The sequence below is a fragment of the Pontimicrobium sp. MEBiC01747 genome (assembly GCF_053601635.1).
Window position 1 is genome coordinate 1 of sequence record NZ_JBSHNS010000265.1, and the last position, 15,755, is coordinate 15,755.

16 protein-coding genes and 1 pseudogene are annotated in these 15,755 nt (G+C 31.1%); 5 read left to right on the forward strand and 12 right to left on the reverse strand.

The features are described from left to right. The 9 genes and pseudogenes from ACVC2P_RS08765 to ACVC2P_RS08805 all read right to left on the reverse strand — a co-directional run. Positions 1 to 194, reverse strand: a pseudogene (locus tag ACVC2P_RS08765) (class I SAM-dependent methyltransferase); the annotation flags it as partial. Between the two features lie 34 nt (positions 195 to 228). Continuing rightward, the gene (locus tag ACVC2P_RS08770; RefSeq protein WP_452598098.1) at positions 229 to 915 is read right to left on the reverse strand and encodes an alpha/beta fold hydrolase; all 687 of its coding nucleotides are present in this window, start codon (positions 913 to 915) and stop codon (positions 229 to 231) included. Between the two features lie 38 nt (positions 916 to 953). Next, complete coding sequence (locus ACVC2P_RS08775) at positions 954 to 1,733, reverse strand: GNAT family N-acetyltransferase (protein ID WP_452598099.1); 780 nt, start codon at positions 1,731 to 1,733, stop codon at positions 954 to 956. Between the two features lie 212 nt (positions 1,734 to 1,945). Beyond that, positions 1,946 to 2,440, reverse strand: a complete 495-nt coding sequence (locus ACVC2P_RS08780; RefSeq protein ID WP_452598100.1) for a DUF6787 family protein — start codon at positions 2,438 to 2,440, stop codon at positions 1,946 to 1,948. Between the two features lie 29 nt (positions 2,441 to 2,469). Further along, positions 2,470 to 2,916 (reverse strand): DUF6146 family protein, encoded by a 447-nt coding sequence (locus tag ACVC2P_RS08785; RefSeq protein ID WP_452598101.1) that lies wholly within the window; start codon positions 2,914 to 2,916, stop codon positions 2,470 to 2,472. A gap of 136 nt (positions 2,917 to 3,052) precedes the next feature. Then, positions 3,053 to 3,691, reverse strand: a complete 639-nt coding sequence (locus tag ACVC2P_RS08790) for a DUF937 domain-containing protein (protein ID WP_452598102.1) — start codon at positions 3,689 to 3,691, stop codon at positions 3,053 to 3,055. 120 nt (positions 3,692 to 3,811) lie between these two features. Next, the gene (locus ACVC2P_RS08795; RefSeq protein ID WP_452598113.1) at positions 3,812 to 4,768 is read right to left on the reverse strand and encodes a D-2-hydroxyacid dehydrogenase; all 957 of its coding nucleotides are present in this window, start codon (positions 4,766 to 4,768) and stop codon (positions 3,812 to 3,814) included. 63 nt (positions 4,769 to 4,831) lie between these two features. After that, complete coding sequence (gene serC, locus ACVC2P_RS08800; protein ID WP_452598103.1) at positions 4,832 to 5,893, reverse strand: 3-phosphoserine/phosphohydroxythreonine transaminase; 1,062 nt, start codon at positions 5,891 to 5,893, stop codon at positions 4,832 to 4,834. Between the two features lie 110 nt (positions 5,894 to 6,003). Continuing rightward, positions 6,004 to 7,062 carry an acyl-CoA reductase gene (locus ACVC2P_RS08805; RefSeq protein ID WP_452598104.1) on the reverse strand — a complete coding sequence of 353 codons (1,059 nt, stop codon included), beginning with the start codon at positions 7,060 to 7,062 and terminating at the stop codon, positions 6,004 to 6,006. Between the two features lie 76 nt (positions 7,063 to 7,138). On the opposite strand from ACVC2P_RS08805, the gene ACVC2P_RS08810 reads away from it, so the two are divergent. Then, complete coding sequence (locus tag ACVC2P_RS08810; protein WP_452598105.1) at positions 7,139 to 7,489, forward strand: 4Fe-4S dicluster domain-containing protein; 351 nt, start codon at positions 7,139 to 7,141, stop codon at positions 7,487 to 7,489. Between the two features lie 74 nt (positions 7,490 to 7,563). Here the strand turns inward: ACVC2P_RS08810 and ACVC2P_RS08815 are convergent, their stop codons facing one another. The 3 genes from ACVC2P_RS08815 to ACVC2P_RS08825 all read right to left on the reverse strand — a co-directional run bounded on the left by ACVC2P_RS08815 (position 7,564) and on the right by ACVC2P_RS08825 (position 12,027). Continuing rightward, entirely contained in the window at positions 7,564 to 7,896 is a 333-nt protein-coding gene (locus ACVC2P_RS08815; protein WP_452598106.1) for a hypothetical protein, read from the reverse strand. Positions 7,897 to 8,048: 152 nt separating this feature from the next. Further along, on the reverse strand, positions 8,049 to 9,161 hold the full coding sequence (locus ACVC2P_RS08820) for a carboxypeptidase-like regulatory domain-containing protein (protein ID WP_452598107.1): 1,113 nt from the start codon (positions 9,159 to 9,161) through the stop codon (positions 8,049 to 8,051). A 175-nt stretch (positions 9,162 to 9,336) separates the two neighbouring features. Continuing rightward, a complete protein-coding gene (locus ACVC2P_RS08825; protein ID WP_452598108.1) occupies positions 9,337 to 12,027 on the reverse strand; it encodes a TonB-dependent receptor in 2,691 nt (896 codons plus the stop codon). A 240-nt stretch (positions 12,028 to 12,267) separates the two neighbouring features. Here ACVC2P_RS08825 and ychF point away from each other — a divergent pair, with 240 nt between their 5' ends. The 4 genes from ychF to ACVC2P_RS08845 form a co-directional block, all read left to right on the forward strand. Beyond that, complete coding sequence (gene ychF / locus ACVC2P_RS08830; RefSeq protein WP_452598109.1) at positions 12,268 to 13,362, forward strand: redox-regulated ATPase YchF; 1,095 nt, start codon at positions 12,268 to 12,270, stop codon at positions 13,360 to 13,362. A gap of 85 nt (positions 13,363 to 13,447) precedes the next feature. Then, positions 13,448 to 13,909: an SRPBCC family protein gene (locus tag ACVC2P_RS08835; RefSeq protein WP_452598110.1), complete on the forward strand. Its 462-nt coding sequence runs from the start codon at positions 13,448 to 13,450 to the stop codon at positions 13,907 to 13,909. A gap of 61 nt (positions 13,910 to 13,970) precedes the next feature. Beyond that, complete coding sequence (locus ACVC2P_RS08840) at positions 13,971 to 14,879, forward strand: DMT family transporter (RefSeq protein ID WP_452598111.1); 909 nt, start codon at positions 13,971 to 13,973, stop codon at positions 14,877 to 14,879. A gap of 155 nt (positions 14,880 to 15,034) precedes the next feature. Beyond that, the coding region (locus tag ACVC2P_RS08845; RefSeq protein ID WP_452598112.1) for an ATP-binding protein at positions 15,035 to 15,755 on the forward strand (721 nt) is incomplete at its 3' end.

Below are 15,755 nucleotides of genomic sequence, written 5' to 3' on the forward strand. Positions count from 1 at the left end.
AAATACCTATTTCTTAAGCAATGTGTATAGACATCTTCAGTAGAAACGTTACTTAAGTAATCTTTAAGCCATATATTAGTTTTGTTATTATTCCATAGCTTTGCATAATAATCACCACTTAAATCTTCGTGGTGTGACCTAAGTGTAGCTGTAGCAAATGCTGTTTCGTGTATTTCTATATTTGTATTACTCATTTGTTAGTATTACTTAATACTAATGTACATATTTTTATGGGGTTATAAAGCCTGTAATTATTTTAGTAAGGTTTTCTATATCTATTTTTTCTATTTGATGTGGAAAATTTTCTATAATTTGTAATGTACCATTTGGTAGTAGAGTAGCACTTTTTTGAGACTCTTCTAGACTTACCATTTTATCTTTATCTCCAATAGTTATAAGAGTTTTGTGTTTTATAGATTGTAATATTTTTTCTGTAAGTATTTTATTAATTCCCAAACCTAACATCATCTGGGCAGTTTTACTCATTACAGTTTTCCAGTTAAAACCATGTATATTACTTAAACTATTTGCAAAACTTGGTACCTTTTCTTCAATTTTATCTGGGTTTAGCATTTTTGCTTCTTGTTCGGCAGTTTCCTTTGTCCAGTTAAACTTTGTGCCAAAAGTTACTATTTTACTTACTAGTTCTGGTTTCTTGTTTGCTAAATTTAAAGCAACATAACCACCCATACTATAACCAAAAATAGAGATGCATTCTATTTTATGTTCATTTAAAAATTGAATAACATTATCTGTAAATAAGTCTATAGAGAAGGCTGCATTAGATTTGTTTACACCATGGCCTTCAAAATCTAAATCGTATACTTCAAAATTAGAAGATAGACTATTTTTTAATTTTTTTAGTTGTTCTTTAGAGCCTAAAGCACCATGTAATAATAATAGTTTAGTATTCATGTTTTAGTTTTTATAAATTAAAAATACTAAAACTGTTTTTAAAATGCCATATCGAAAATAATATGAGAACAGTAAAAACCTGCTTTTTCAATTGCTTTTTTAGAAGCAATATTATCTAGAGTTGTAGAACAAATAGGCGTTTTATTGTTTTCTACAGCTTTTTTAGCAAGAGTTTTAAGTATGTTAGCTGCTATTCCTCTTTTTCTGTAATCTTTATTTACTATCACTCCTAAATCTACAATATTTGGTTGAGAGGTACTCTGCCTATATTCGCCAGTGGCAATGATAGTATCATTCTCTTGTATATAATATAAAGCGTTACGTTGTATTAAATTTTCGGTATAACCAATATTGTCTATAAAACCTATTTGATTTAAAAGAAACATTTTTATATCTTTTATATTGTCTTTATTGGCTAATAATAAATTAGAATTACACTCTAAATTATTAGGTATTATATACTGAAAACAATAAGTGTTTTCTGTTACTGTTTTAGAAAGGGCTAAACTAATATTGAATGCAATAGGTTCTATAGAGCTTAAACTGGCAGTTGCTATTAACTTTAAGTCTATTAATTTAGAAATAACATCTTGCATGAGAAAGCGATACTCTGGTTTTACATATACTTGTAAAAGTGTGTTTTCAGAATTAATACAACAATACCCGATAGTATTTGCTTTAATATTTATTAAATAATTCGAAGCGTTTGCTATATAGCGAGATTCCCACATACCATCTATTGCTGTAATAAATGTAGTATATAATTCTTTTCTGTATTTGGTAATTATACTAGTCTCTTCAGTTTTTATAAAATCCATTACTTGTGTACTATATAATAGTAAAATTTAGTTTTCTATGTCAAGAAACGCATAAATTATGAAATTTGAGGGCAAGTTTTAAATTCTATTTCTTTGGAAAGCTCTTTTTTAATAAAAATAAAATCTCTGCATGCTCTATTTTATAGATTATACTCATGTTATGCCTTATGTTAAAGTATAATCCCTTTTATAACAGTTTTTTAAGTTTTAGATTATTTTAAAAATCGTCCTAATCCAAATCTGCGAAGCATTTTCTTCTCGAATGCCCAAAAGAATTGAAATTGTCCAAATAACCAACCAAAGGTTACTAATAATATTTGGTAGAAGATGAGTCCAATAATAATATATAAAATCCAATAGATAAGTACATTTAGGTTGTCTTTAGTGATTCCTAAGAACTTTATTATAGGACGCCCTATAAAAACAGAGGAAGAACCAGTAATTGCAAATACAATAAAAATGCGGATCATTTCCCATTTATGTTCTACTACCCACTTTTTTTCTAATTTCTTAAATAGGTACAAAAAGAAGCGAATAAGTAAAAAACTAATAACTAAAGTTGTTACAATTGTAAGTACTAATGGGTATGTTCTGGTAAATACTAAAGCGAGCTTATACGCAGAATAAAATGTTCCTACAAGACCTAAAAATGGAAATAATAATTGCCAATTTTCTTTAATTTGCCAACGGTTTTTAAATTGCTCCATAAACGTAATTTTGAAGCGACAAAGATAATTTAATTTATAGGAACTCTACCTCCTAATAGATTCTGATTGTAATTATTTTGAAAGTAAATAAAGTAATTATACAGTTTATAATTTACATCATAACCATAGTCTATACCTTGTTGATAGTCTATTTGTAATTCGTAAAGGTTAGAATTGTAAAGATTAGGTAGTAGTACGCGTCTGTTCCATTCTGCTACATAGCGTATATTTCTAGCTTCTAAAAAGCTTTGTGTATAAAACCCTTCTGGTTTTGCTTGTGAGACTAACCAAGTATTAAAACCTGGCTCTATTATAATAACATCGTATTCTAAAGAGTCATTAGAAATACGTAAAGTGTCACTGAGCTCTGCTGTAGCCTTTTCATTAGCAATAGCATTACTTTGTGTTGTTTTTTTTGTAGAGTTACAACTAAATGCTATACAAACAATTACAAGTATTAATAGTATGTTTTTCATTTTCTTTTTTTATGATAGTATAAACAGCCCTTTATTAAATAAAAATACAAAAATTACTCATGTAGTTGTGTTAAAATAAAAATAAGGTTGCTAATATTAGCAACCTTATTTTTATATATTACATGTTTTTGCTGGTTTATTTTCCTCCAAAAAGTCCACCTAGTAAGCCTCCAAGGCCTCCTTTTTTCTTGTCGCCTCCTAATAGCATACCTGCAACATCATCTACAACACTACCATCTCCATCTGCATCTAGTATTTTTTCTAAAAAGCTTTGTTCTTGGTTAGTACTAGAACCACCAAGTAATCCACCTAATAAGTCTCCAATTCCATTAGAAGAACTAACGTTATTTTGTTGTGCTTGTTTTCCTAAAACTCCCATTAAAATAGGAGCTGCTACTTTTAGTATATCTCCAACAGATCCCGCATCTATTCCAGCTTTTTGTCCAATTACAGATTCTACACCAGATTGTTTACCTCCTAAAATATGACCTAAAATTTTGCTTCCATCTGTTTTTACTTCTTCACCTACACCGCCAGCAAAAAGACCTCCTAAGTTATCTAAAATACTACCATCATGTTTGTTTTGTATAGCTCCCATTAAACCTTCTGCTCCTTGTGGAGTAGATGCGTTTCTTTGCATAGCTTTCATTAATACTGGCAAAGCCATTGTTAATACATCTCCTGTTTTTGATTGATCGTTACCTGTAGATCCAGCAACACCACTTATAATTGATTTTCCTAAGTCTGAGTTTAATAAGTCTAAAATTCCTGACATTATAAATTGTTTTTATTGTTAATAAATTTGGATATGTAAATTACATAAAAAAAGCCTCAACACTATGTTGAGGCTTTATGTTTTTATTTTTTTTACAAAAACATCGATAAAACGACTGTTTTATTCGTTAATCAGTATGTTTTTTATTTGTGTAGCCAATTCAGTACCAATTCTATCTTGCGCTTCATTAGTTGCTGCACCAATATGTGGTGTTAAAGAAATTCTGCCATTCATTAATAATTGAACCGCCGGTTTTGGTTCATCTTGGAAGGTATCTAAACCTGCAAATGATACTTTACCACTTTCTAATGCTTTTACTAATTCTACTTCGTTTACAACACCTCCACGAGCAGCATTGATTAAGCCAACACCATCCTTCATTAACTTAAATTCACTTTCTCCAATAACATAATCTTTTTGTGCAGGAACATGTAGTGTAATAAAATCGGCTTCTTTTAATACCGATTCCATAGATTGCGTTTCAATAGTAAAGTTAACAGATTGTCCGTCGAAAAACTCTATTTTTACGTCTGCTTTGTCTAGAAATTTATCACTAGCAATGACTTTCATCCCTACACCAAGTGCAATTTTAGCTACTTCTTGTCCAATACGACCAAACCCAATGATACCTATAGTTTTCCCACGAAGCTCTATACCTTTGGCATAATTCTTTTTTAGTTTTTTAAACTGAGTATCTCCATCTAAAGGCATATTTCTATTAGAGTCGTGTAAAAAACGAACACCTCCATACAAGTGGGCAAATACTAGTTCTGCTACAGATTGAGAGGATGCAGCGGGTGTATTAATAACGTGCAATCCTTTTTCACGAGCGTATTCTACATCTATATTATCCATACCAACACCACCGCGGCCAATAATTTTTAGGCTAGGGCAGGCGTCTATAAGGTCTTGTCTTACTTTTGTAGCACTACGCACTAAAAGTACAACTATAGCATTTTCATTGATATAGTTAACTAATTGTTCTTGTGCAACTGTTGTTGTTAATACTTCAAATCCTGCGGCTTCTAATGCGTTAATTCCACTTTGAGAAACACCATCGTTTGCTAATACTTTCATTAAAAATTTATTTTTCATTTCCATTTATATGGAAATCTTTTAATTATTATATTTTAACTGCTATTACGCTTTACTTTCTAATTCACTCATTATTTCAACAAGTGCTTTTACACTATCTAGTGATAATGCATTGTACATAGAAGCTCTATAGCCTCCAACACTTCTGTGACCGTTAATACCATTAATACCAGCGTCTTTACACATAGTATCAAATGTTTCTTTTAAGTCTTCATTTAACAATGTAAATGTTGCATTCATTTTAGAGCGATCTTCTTTTGCTGCATAGCCTTTAAATAAAGGATTTAAATCTATTTCAGAATACATTAAGCTTGCTTTCTTTTCGTTTTCTTCTTCAATAGCTTTTATTCCTCCAAGGTTTTTTAGCCATTCCATAGTTAGCATAGATGTATATACTGCAAAAACTGGAGGCGTGTTAAACATACTACTTTTTCCTATATGAATTTTATAATCCATCATTGAAGGAATTTTACGAGAAACTTTACCTAAAATATCTTCTTTAACAATAACAAGGGTAGTACCTGCTGGGCCCATGTTTTTTTGTGCACCTGCATAGATTAAATCAAATTGAGTAAAGTCTAATGTTCTAGAAAAAATATCGCTACTCATATCGCATACCATAGGAATATCGCATTTTGGAAACTGCTTTATTTGTGTTCCATATATGGTATTGTTAGATGTACAGTGGAAATAATCGTAATCTGAAGGGATATCGTAGCCTTTAGGAATATAATTATAACCTGCATCTTTAGAAGAGGCCACTTCGTAGATATCGTCGTATAACTTTGCTTCTTTAATGGCTTTATCGCTCCAAGTACCGGTATTTAAATATCCAGCTCTTTTTTCTAATAAGTTTAATGCTACTTGTAAAAACTGCATACTAGCGCCTCCTTGTAAAAATAAAGCTTTGTATCCTTTACCTTCTAAACCTAATAACTCTAAGGCTAAGGATCTAGCTTTCTCCATAACATCTACAAAAGCCTTACTTCTGTGAGATATTTCAATTAAAGATAATCCATTGTCAAAATCTAATAGGGCTTCAGAAGCTTTTAAAATAACTTCTTTTGGTAATACGCAAGGTCCTGCGCTAAAGTTGTGTAATTTCATAAAGATTATATTTTAGCTTTCTTAAAAGGAGAAAACTTTTACTTATTAAAATGGTTACAAAGGTGAGAATTTATGTTCTTTTTTTAGTTATTAAAATGATAAATTATCAACTATATTTTTAACAGAAATGCAATTATATCTTCTCCATCTGCATAATCCCAAAGTTCAGGTTTTTGGGTATTACCAAATTGTATTTCATTTTCCGCAAAATTTTTAGCAACAATACATTGTATCTTATTTGCGTCTGTATTTAGTTTTGTTTTTAACTCTGTTTTTGAATTATAATATTCATAAAAAACAGTAGCAATGGGCGAGGCATAACTTGCATCTTCTTTAATCATTAAAAAACCATTTTCTAGCATATCAAATTCGCTCATTAAATAGACCGCCTTATTATAATCGTAATTATTAGCATATTTTGCTTCATTTATAATTTCATTCCATGGATACATGGCTTTAAAAAAGGCGTCGAAATTATAGTTTTTAGGAATAAATAGTTTTGAAACATTTCTGCAACCCAATCCATAATACCTAAAAATATCTTCAGAAAGGTTTTGCATCTCTGTTTCGCTTTCTTCTCCTGTTAATACTGCAACAGAATTTCTGTTTTTACGAATTATTGAAGGTTTTCCTTTAAAATAATATTCAAAATAACGAGCGGTATTATCACTGCCTGTTGCAATTACTGCATCAAAACCTTCTAATTTGCCTTCTGTAAAATGTATTAAGCCCTTAAAACTAGGTTCTACGTATTCTAAATACTTACTTAAAAAAGGAAGTAAATGTTTATCGTTAGAGGATTGTTTAACTAAAACATGGTGGCCAGAGATTAGTACACTTAAAAAATCGTGAAACCCAACTAAAGGAATGTTTCCTGCCATAATAATGGCAATTTGTTTAGATGAAACAATCTCCATAGTATAAGGCTTTAGCCATGTTTCTAACTGTTCTCTTTTTAAAGTCTTAGCCCAGCCTTTTAATGCAAATTGAATATTTTTAGGGCTAAACCAACCGTTATGCTCATTGGCTAGTTTTAGTTGATGTTTAAATCCGTCGAAAAACAGATCGTTGTGTGGAATGTTTTCTTGTTTCTGAAATGTTTCAGATGAAAATTGATTCATGAAAGCGCCTAATTTTACAAAAGCGTTAATTCTTTGCTGTAAATTCATTTCGTATTTGCGTAAGACTTGTTTTGTCGTTATTTTTGCAACTGCAAATTTAAGCAAACAAAAGATAAAAATTACTATGGCAATAATTATAACAGACGAATGTATAAATTGTGGGGCATGCGAACCAGAATGTCCAAATACAGCTATTTATGAAGGAGCAGACGATTGGCGTTATAAGGATGGTACAAGTTTAGATGGTAATATTGTTTTACCAGATGGAAAAGCTGTTGATGCAGATGAAGCACAAGAACCTATTAGCGATGAAATATATTATATAGTGCCAGACAAATGTACTGAATGTAAAGGGTTTCATGAAGAACCACAGTGTGCAGCTGTTTGTCCTGTAGATTGTTGTGTTCCAGATGATGATAATGTAGAAACTGAAGAGGTGTTATTAGGTAAGCAACGCTTTATGCACCCAGACTAATAATTAGCAATTATTTAAATATAAAAAATCTCAAGTGGTTAACTTGAGATTTTTTTTGCTCTAAATTTTATTAATTAGTTACTAGCTGAGATGTCTAAACCATTAGCGCTATTAATAACAATATTACTATGTGTATTTAATACCCAGTCGAAAGTAGGAGCAGAGCCTCTTGCTATTACTTCTTGCTTCGCGGTTGTTAAAGATTGGTTTTCTGCATCTTTGTATTCTAAAATTAATCCGTTTAAATAGATGTTGGTTGCATTACCATATTCAACGAATTTACTTTCTCCAGCATTTAAAGAAAATGTTTGTTCTAAGGATGGTTTACTTATGTCTTCGCCTTGACGAATTAATAAGGTTACATTCATGTAATTTTTAGATCGGTTTGTGAAATTTTTTCCTGCCATAATAAATTATGTTTTAAAGATTAATATTATGGCTAAATTATAGATTACTTAAGAACCTGATATCCGTGTTTATACGGGTTTTAAAAAAGAAGTATTATTAACGCAAAATAAAAACTACCATATTTTTATGGTAGTTTTTATTTAATAACTTATTATATATCAGATAATTCAAATACAAAAAACTCCATAACTCTATCTAAGTCAGTAAAACCTTCAACAGTTCCATGTGTGTGGAAAGAAGAGTAAAATACTCCACCATCACCAACTAAAAAAGTAAAGGCCAGATCTTTATTTTCTGAAATAACATTTCCGTTTTCATCATTATATTCTACAGGACCATTTATCCAAGATACTGCCGTGTCAGAATTATAAGAATTAACAACTTGCCAACTGTTTAAAAAGCCTTCAATTTCAACCATATTATCTATGCTAATTCCAAAGTTAATTTCTAACCAAGCTATGGCACCTTGGTCTAATATTTCTGCTTCAGTACTTGTAGATACTCCACTTTTTTCTGGAGTATAAAACTCTAAATATTCTGTATTGTTATTAGTAATTTCGTTTAAATATTTAAAAGCCCAATCTGTAGTATATAAAATACCACCATTTGTAACATAGTTTAAAATGTTGTTGTTATACTCTGTTTTAGACTCATTTAAACCACAGTTTAAAAATATAATATCATATTCTGCTAAAAGCTCTGGGGAGGCAATTAAGTCGCCAAAATCGAAATCTACATTTGGTTCTAAATTATCGTTTTTATTTGTGTTGATAGCACCGTGATTATGATTAAGGGGATTTGAAGTTTTACCAGATAGGTTAATACCTTCAACAATATCAAATAGAGGATCTCCATTGATAGGATTGACTAAACCAATATTATATAATATGTTTTCAATTTTATCGTAATGCCCAGTTACTACAGCTATTTTGGGTAAAACATCTAAAGTAAAATTTGTAACTGGAGTTTCTTCATTTACTGTTATTTCTTTTTGAGTAGAAAATTTTCCTTTAGATAATGTTATTGTGTATTCTCCTTTAGGAATATTTAAAGAAAATTCCCCTTTACTATCTGTTCTTGTTTGTTTTATGGTTGTAGTATTTGTATTAACAGTGACAAGACCGTTAAAAATAGGATCTGTATTATTTGGAGCTAATAATTTTCCCGCTACTGCAAACGTTTCTGTTGTTGAAGAGGTTTCTTCATTGTCTGAACATGAGATTAATAAAAATAATGCTAAGCAAGATATTACAAAAGATTTCATAGTATTGGTTTTAATGGTTAACTAATAAAGAGACGAGAAATAATTGTAATAGTTGATTGATTATCAGTCGTTTCTATAGGTTAAACAACTTAATTTACAAAATTCCTAACTTTTGATTATAAAAAAAGCCTGTAAATATAATTTACAGGCTTTTTAAGTTTATAATATTATGGCTTTAGAAACTAAAGTTTAGTCTACTAAATATATATCTACCATCTGATCCCATTTGTACAGAATCTGCTAAACCACCTTGATCCGTCCATCCATCAAATTGAGGTGTAGGGTAGGTGTTAAACAAGTTATTAGAACCGATAGTAAGTTTTAATTTATCTGAGAAGCTGTATCCAATATTTATGTCTGTAGTAATTGCAGATTTGTAAATATCTGTTGCTACTGGAAATAAAGCATCTGCTTCTGCTTGTGTAGTTGCAGGAGAATCTACCCATTGGAAATCTTGTAAAATAACTTCACTAAACTTAGTTAATACTAATCCTGCATTAAATTTAGAATTGCTATAATTTAAATTTAAACCAAATTTATGATCTGGAGCAGCTGCTTCTAGATAAGCTTGAGAGAATGGCCCAAAGAATGTAAACTGGTTAAGGTTACCATTATTAATATTTTTAATTTCTAATTTATTAAAGTTACCTATTAATGCGGCACTTAATTTACCATTGCTTCCTAAAGATAGATCGTAATTTAAAACAATATCTAATCCAGATGTTCTAGTATCTACACCATTAGCAAAAAACTGTGCTGCATCAACACCTAATGGTCCTAAAATAGCTTGATCTGTAAAGTTATCTGTTAAAATAATTCTATCATCAACACTAATAGAATAAGCATCTACAGTAGCAGTAAATGCACCTTTTTTATAGGTAAACCCAATACTTCCGTTTATTGCTTTTTCTTCTGTTAATTGTCCTATTCCAAAAGCTTTAGTAACCGTACTGTTATTAGCAGATAATAAAGACGGCACAGATTCTCCTGCAACAATATTATTAAAGATTAAGTTATAGTATAACTGTGCTAAAGAAGGAGCTCTAAATCCTGAAGAAATAGACCCTCTAAAAGTAAGGGCATCATTAACTTTATATCTACTAGCTAGTTTAAAGTTAAAAGTGCTACCAAAATCGCTATACTCTTCAAAGCGTAATGCTCCAGCTAACATAAAAGCTTCAGTAACATTAAGTTCTGTATCAAAGTAAATACCATAGTTACTTCTACTTCTATCTACTTCGTTAGAAGGGCTATAACCAGGGAATCCTTGAGATCCTCCAGGTAATTCATCTCCATTAGAGTCGGTAGCAACTGTTTGTGTTGCTGGATTTGTAATAGGAATTCCGTTTTCATCATAAAGCGCATAAGAGGCAACTTCTCCAGCAAAAATCCCAAAGTTTTCTGTTCTATATTCTAAACCAAATGCAATGTTCATACCTGCTGCAACATCTTCTAGATATTTATTAAAGTCTACACCTGTAGTGTTTTGAGATAAAAAGTGTCCACCAGCATCAAAATCTGTAGGAGAAGCGTCTTGTAAAGAAGCATTATTAGAGTTTTTAATATAGTAATGGAAATTGTTTTTTCCGTACGTGTTATTAAAATCTACATTCCATCCACTACTCATTGTATGTCTAACTCCAGCAGAAACAGAGGCATCTGTAATATTAGAGGTTATTCTTGGTGTGAATCCATTAGGGTATAAACTAGGTACAGAACGGTTATCTCCATCTTCAAAACTATCACGAGAAAACGCATTTGCATCCGTTTCTCTAAAGTTTCTACCTCCAAAGGCATAAACTTCAGTATTGTCATCTACAGGAACAGATGCATTAACCATAAAGTTAAACCCATCTACACCAGCGCTACCATATCCTTTTCTCCATGAAAAACCAGGTCTTAATGTTTTATCTCTAGATAAAAACTCTGTTGTAAAGTTTATAAAACCTCCATTTTTACCTAAAGTAGCACCATAATTAGCATCAATTTTAACTGTGGTACCATCATACTTTTTGCTTTTACCATCCAAGCGGTTTTCTCCTTCTACATTAAAAAGAGTTTCGCCGGTTTCTTCTGCCCATCCATCACCAATGGCTGTACTATAAGCACCGTAAGTAATTCCTCCAGTAAAACCATCTGTATTATCTTTTAAAACAATGTTAATAACACCTGCTATGGCATCCGATCCGTATTGTGCCGATGCTCCATCTCTTAAAACTTCAATTCTTTTAATAGCAGAAGCTGGAATAGCATTTAAATCGGTTCCAGAATTTCCACGACCTCTAGTTCCAAAAATATTAACTAAAGACGATTGGTGTCTTCTTTTTCCATTAATTAATACTAAAGTTTGATCTGGTCCCAAACCTCTTAATGAAGCAGGTACTATATGATCTGCCCCATCAGATCCAGATTGTTTACTAGCATTAAAAGAAGGTGCTGCGTATTGTAAAATATCATTAACTTCTACTTTCCCAGTAGCAGAAGCTATTTCAGCCACATCTAATACGTCTACAGGTACAGCGGTATCTGTAGCTGTTCGTTTTGGACTACGTGACCCAACAAGTAAAACTTCATCTAAGGCCTCACCATCGGATAATGTAATATTAAAAGTAGATTGTCCGTTAATTTCTACCTCTTGTGTTTCGTAGCCAACATAGCTAAACACTAAAGTTCCATTAGAGTCTGCATTAATAATATATTTCCCATCAAAGTCAGATGTGGTTCCATTAGAAGTCCCTTTTTCAATAATGTTAACGCCTGGTAAAGCGTCTCCATTAGAATCTGTAACTTGCCCCGTAATGGATTGTTGTGCAAAAGCAAATGTAGAGCACAAAAACAATAATAATAAAGCGTTAAGTTTTTTCATTCTATTTTGAGTTTTTGATTAGACTAGTAAAATTGATAATTATTATTGAAATTAACACTACAGATTTCAATAAATTTTAACATATTTTTTAGATATTCCATTAAAATGTTGTTGTCTGTATAAAAAAGAGAAGTTTTAAAATCTATTATTTATTATTAGAAAACTAAGAAGAAGTAGTATATTTGCAGTCGTTAAAAACAAAAGGTTCCCATAGTTGTGGGAATGAATAATATTTACTCAATGAAAGCAGGAATTGTAGGCTTACCAAACGTAGGAAAATCAACATTATTTAATTGTTTATCTAATGCAAAAGCACAAAGTGCAAACTTCCCTTTTTGTACGATAGAACCTAATGTAGGTGTTGTAAATGTACCAGATCCAAGACTTCAAAAATTAGAAGAACTAGTTAACCCAGAGCGTGTTTTACCAGCAACAGTAGAGATTGTTGATATTGCAGGATTAGTAAAAGGTGCAAGTAAAGGAGAAGGTTTAGGAAATCAATTCTTAGCTAATATTCGTGAGACAGATGCTATTTTGCATGTATTACGTTGTTTTAATAACGATAATATTGTGCACGTAGATGGTAGCGTAGACCCAATACGTGATAAAGAAACTATAGACATAGAACTTCAGCTTAAAGATCTAGAAACAGTAGAGAAGAAGTTAGATAAAGTAAAACGTGCAGCGAAGACAGGTAATAAAGATGCTCAAAAAGAAGAGGCTGTTTTATTAAAGTTAAAAGAAGGTTTAGAAGCAGGTAAATCTGTTCGCGCTTTAGAATTTTCTGAAGATGAGTATAGAGATTATGTTAAACCTTCTCAATTAATTACAGACAAACCTGTAATGTATGTTTGTAATGTAGATGAAGGTGCTGCAGTTTCAGGAAATGATTATGTAGAGCAGGTTAGGGATGCCGTTAAAGATGAAGATGCAGAAGTGTTAGTACTTGCAGTAGGGACAGAAGCAGACATTAATGAACTAGACGATTACGAAGAGCGCCAAATGTTTTTGGCAGATATTGGTTTAGAAGAACCAGGATCGGCTAAATTAATTCGTTCAGCATACAAATTATTAAATCAGCAAACTTACTTTACAGCAGGAGTAAAAGAAGTAAGAGCTTGGACAGTAAATATTGGAGCAACAGCTCCGCAAGCAGCTGGGGTTATCCATACCGATTTTGAAAAAGGATTTATTAGAGCAGAAGTTATTGCTTATAATGATTATGTAGACTATGGTAGTGAAGCTAAAGTAAAAGAAGCGGGGAAAATGAGAGTAGAAGGAAAAGGTTATACTGTTAAAGATGGAGATGTTATGCATTTCTTATTTAATGTGTAGATATCTTAAAATAATAGAGATAATGAAAACGCAATAAAGTAGTATTCTTTATTGCGTTTTTTGTTTCTCTTTAGCGCATTAGATAATGGCATTAATAGAACTAAGAACAGTTATAAAAGCAGATGTTAAAACTTGTTTTGATTTGTCTAGGGATATAGATTTTCATAAAAAGTCATTACAACATTCAAAAGAAAAAGCAATAGCAGGAAAAACCACTGGGTTAATTGAGTTAAATGAATGGGTTACATGGGAAGCTGTTCATTTTGGAATAAAACAACAATTAACGTCTAAAATAACAGTATTTGAACCCTCAAATTATTTTGTTGATGAAATGGTCTCAGGAGTATTTAAATCGTTTAAACATGAGCATATTTTTACTGCTGAAGGTGGAAAAACGATAATGGTAGATAAATTTCATTTTAAAAGCCCATTAGGAATACTCGGAAAATTAGCAAATATTCTTTTTTTAAAACGCTACATGCGAAAACTATTAAATACTAGAAACCAGTTGTTAAAACAAGAAGCAGAAACTAGTTGTAAAGGTTAACTATTGTAATTTATGTCTAGCAAGGTTAAATCTAGAAAACTGACTAATATACCTTAGTACAATGGAGGCAAAAAGAAAATTTATTTATGGTATTTTATTAGGAGTTTTAGGTATAGTAATGTTTTCATCTAAAGCTGTAATGGTGAAGCTTATATACCAATATAATATTGATGCTTTAAGTGCACTGTTATTAAGAATGTTTTTTTCTTTTCCATTTTATATACTAATAGCATATGTATATAGAAACAAAAAAAAGAGAGCAAAAAACACTAAAAAGGATTATCTGTGGGTTGTCTTTTTTGGATTTGTAGGCTATTATTTAGCAAGTTATTTCGATTTTGTAGGTTTAACATACATTAAAGCTAGTTTAGAGCGCATTATACTATTCGTTTACCCAACAATAGTATTATTTTTTAATAACCTCTTTTTAAAAAAACGCATTACTAAAAACCAGAAATTAGCTATCATTATTACTTATTTAGGGATAGTAATCACTTTTGGTAGTGAAGTGACTATCTCAGGTAACGATACATATTTAGGAGGTTTCTTTGTTTTGCTTAGTGCGTTAACCTATGCCTCATACTTAGTAGGTAGTGGCTGGTTAATACCTAAATTTGGAGTTATGCGTTTTACAGCATATGCAATGTTAATTTCTTGTATATGTGTATTTATACATTACGGTATTGTATCTAGAGTAGATATTTTTAATTACCCTTGGCAGGTTTATATCTTGGGCGTATGCATAGCAATTTTTGCTACAGTAATACCTTCATTTCTTGTTTCTATTTCTATAAAATTAATTAATTCTTCAAATTTTGCTGTGATAGCAGGAATAGGTCCAATATCTACAATTATTTTAGCTGTTATTTTTTTAAACGAACAATTAACAAGTATTCAAATATTAGGAACAATAACTGTTATTTTTGGAATATTATTAGTCTCTAAAAAGAAAGAAAATAAGAGTAATTAAAATTATTTTTTTCTTTTTTATAAAAAACAAGCTTAACTCCAATGTTCTCAACACTATTGGCGTTTTATTGTTAATTACTTTATGTGTCTGCTATTTCATTTTTTACAGGGTTATATTATATTAGCATCCTATTCTATAAATTGCACTCACATCCTATGTCTGAACAAACTAAATATACCGAAGATAATATACGCTCATTAGATTGGAAAGAACATATTCGTATGCGTCCAGGAATGTATATTGGTAAGTTAGGAGATGGATCGTCTCCAGATGATGGTATTTACATTCTGTTAAAGGAAGTTTTAGATAACTCCATTGATGAGTTTGTAATGGGGGCAGGTAAAACTATCGAAATCTCTTTGCAAGGTAGCAAAGTCATCGTTAGAGATTATGGGCGTGGTATTCCATTAGGTAAAGTTGTAGACGTAGTTTCTAAAATGAATACAGGAGGAAAGTACGACTCCAAAGCCTTTAAAAAATCGGTAGGACTTAACGGTGTTGGTACCAAGGCGGTTAATGCATTATCCTCTTATTTTAGAGTAGAATCGTCTCGTGATGGTAAAAGTGCTTCGGCAGATTTTGAACAAGGAAACTTAACAAATCAAGAGTTTTTAGAAGAAACCAGTAGAAGAAAGGGGACAAAAGTCTCTTTTATTCCAGATGAAATCATTTTTAAAAACTATAAATATAGAAGTGAGTATGTTATAAAAATGCTTAAAAACTATGTGTACCTTAATCCAGGATTAACTATAGTTTTTAATGGCGAAAAATATTTTAGCGAAAATGGTTTAAAAGATTTATTATCTGAAAAAATTGCAGAAACCGATTTGCTCTACCCAATCATTCATTTACGAGGCGATGACATAGAAGTTGCTA

Excerpts from the sequence above, each read along its gene's own strand:
- ACVC2P_RS08775 (WP_452598099.1), bottom strand. The coding sequence starts at position 1,733 with ATGGATTTTATAAAAACTGAAGAGACTAGTATAATTACCAAATACAGA.
- ACVC2P_RS08785 (WP_452598101.1), bottom strand. The coding sequence starts at position 2,916 with ATGAAAAACATACTATTAATACTTGTAATTGTTTGTATAGCATTTAGT.
- ACVC2P_RS08835 (WP_452598110.1), top strand. The coding sequence starts at position 13,448 with ATGGCATTAATAGAACTAAGAACAGTTATAAAAGCAGATGTTAAAACT.
- ACVC2P_RS08815 (WP_452598106.1), bottom strand. The coding sequence starts at position 7,896 with ATGGCAGGAAAAAATTTCACAAACCGATCTAAAAATTACATGAATGTA.
- ACVC2P_RS08820 (WP_452598107.1), bottom strand. The coding sequence starts at position 9,161 with ATGAAATCTTTTGTAATATCTTGCTTAGCATTATTTTTATTAATCTCA.
- ACVC2P_RS08805 (WP_452598104.1), bottom strand. The coding sequence starts at position 7,062 with ATGAATTTACAGCAAAGAATTAACGCTTTTGTAAAATTAGGCGCTTTC.
- ACVC2P_RS08790 (WP_452598102.1), bottom strand. The coding sequence starts at position 3,691 with ATGTCAGGAATTTTAGACTTATTAAACTCAGACTTAGGAAAATCAATT.
- ACVC2P_RS08770 (WP_452598098.1), bottom strand. The coding sequence starts at position 915 with ATGAATACTAAACTATTATTATTACATGGTGCTTTAGGCTCTAAAGAA.
- ACVC2P_RS08840 (WP_452598111.1), top strand. The coding sequence starts at position 13,971 with ATGGAGGCAAAAAGAAAATTTATTTATGGTATTTTATTAGGAGTTTTA.
- ACVC2P_RS08810 (WP_452598105.1), top strand. The coding sequence starts at position 7,139 with ATGGCAATAATTATAACAGACGAATGTATAAATTGTGGGGCATGCGAA.
- ACVC2P_RS08795 (WP_452598113.1), bottom strand. The coding sequence starts at position 4,768 with ATGAAAGTATTAGCAAACGATGGTGTTTCTCAAAGTGGAATTAACGCA.
- ychF (WP_452598109.1), top strand. The coding sequence starts at position 12,268 with ATGAAAGCAGGAATTGTAGGCTTACCAAACGTAGGAAAATCAACATTA.
- ACVC2P_RS08825 (WP_452598108.1), bottom strand. The coding sequence starts at position 12,027 with ATGAAAAAACTTAACGCTTTATTATTATTGTTTTTGTGCTCTACATTT.
- serC (WP_452598103.1), bottom strand. The coding sequence starts at position 5,893 with ATGAAATTACACAACTTTAGCGCAGGACCTTGCGTATTACCAAAAGAA.
- ACVC2P_RS08780 (WP_452598100.1), bottom strand. The coding sequence starts at position 2,440 with ATGGAGCAATTTAAAAACCGTTGGCAAATTAAAGAAAATTGGCAATTA.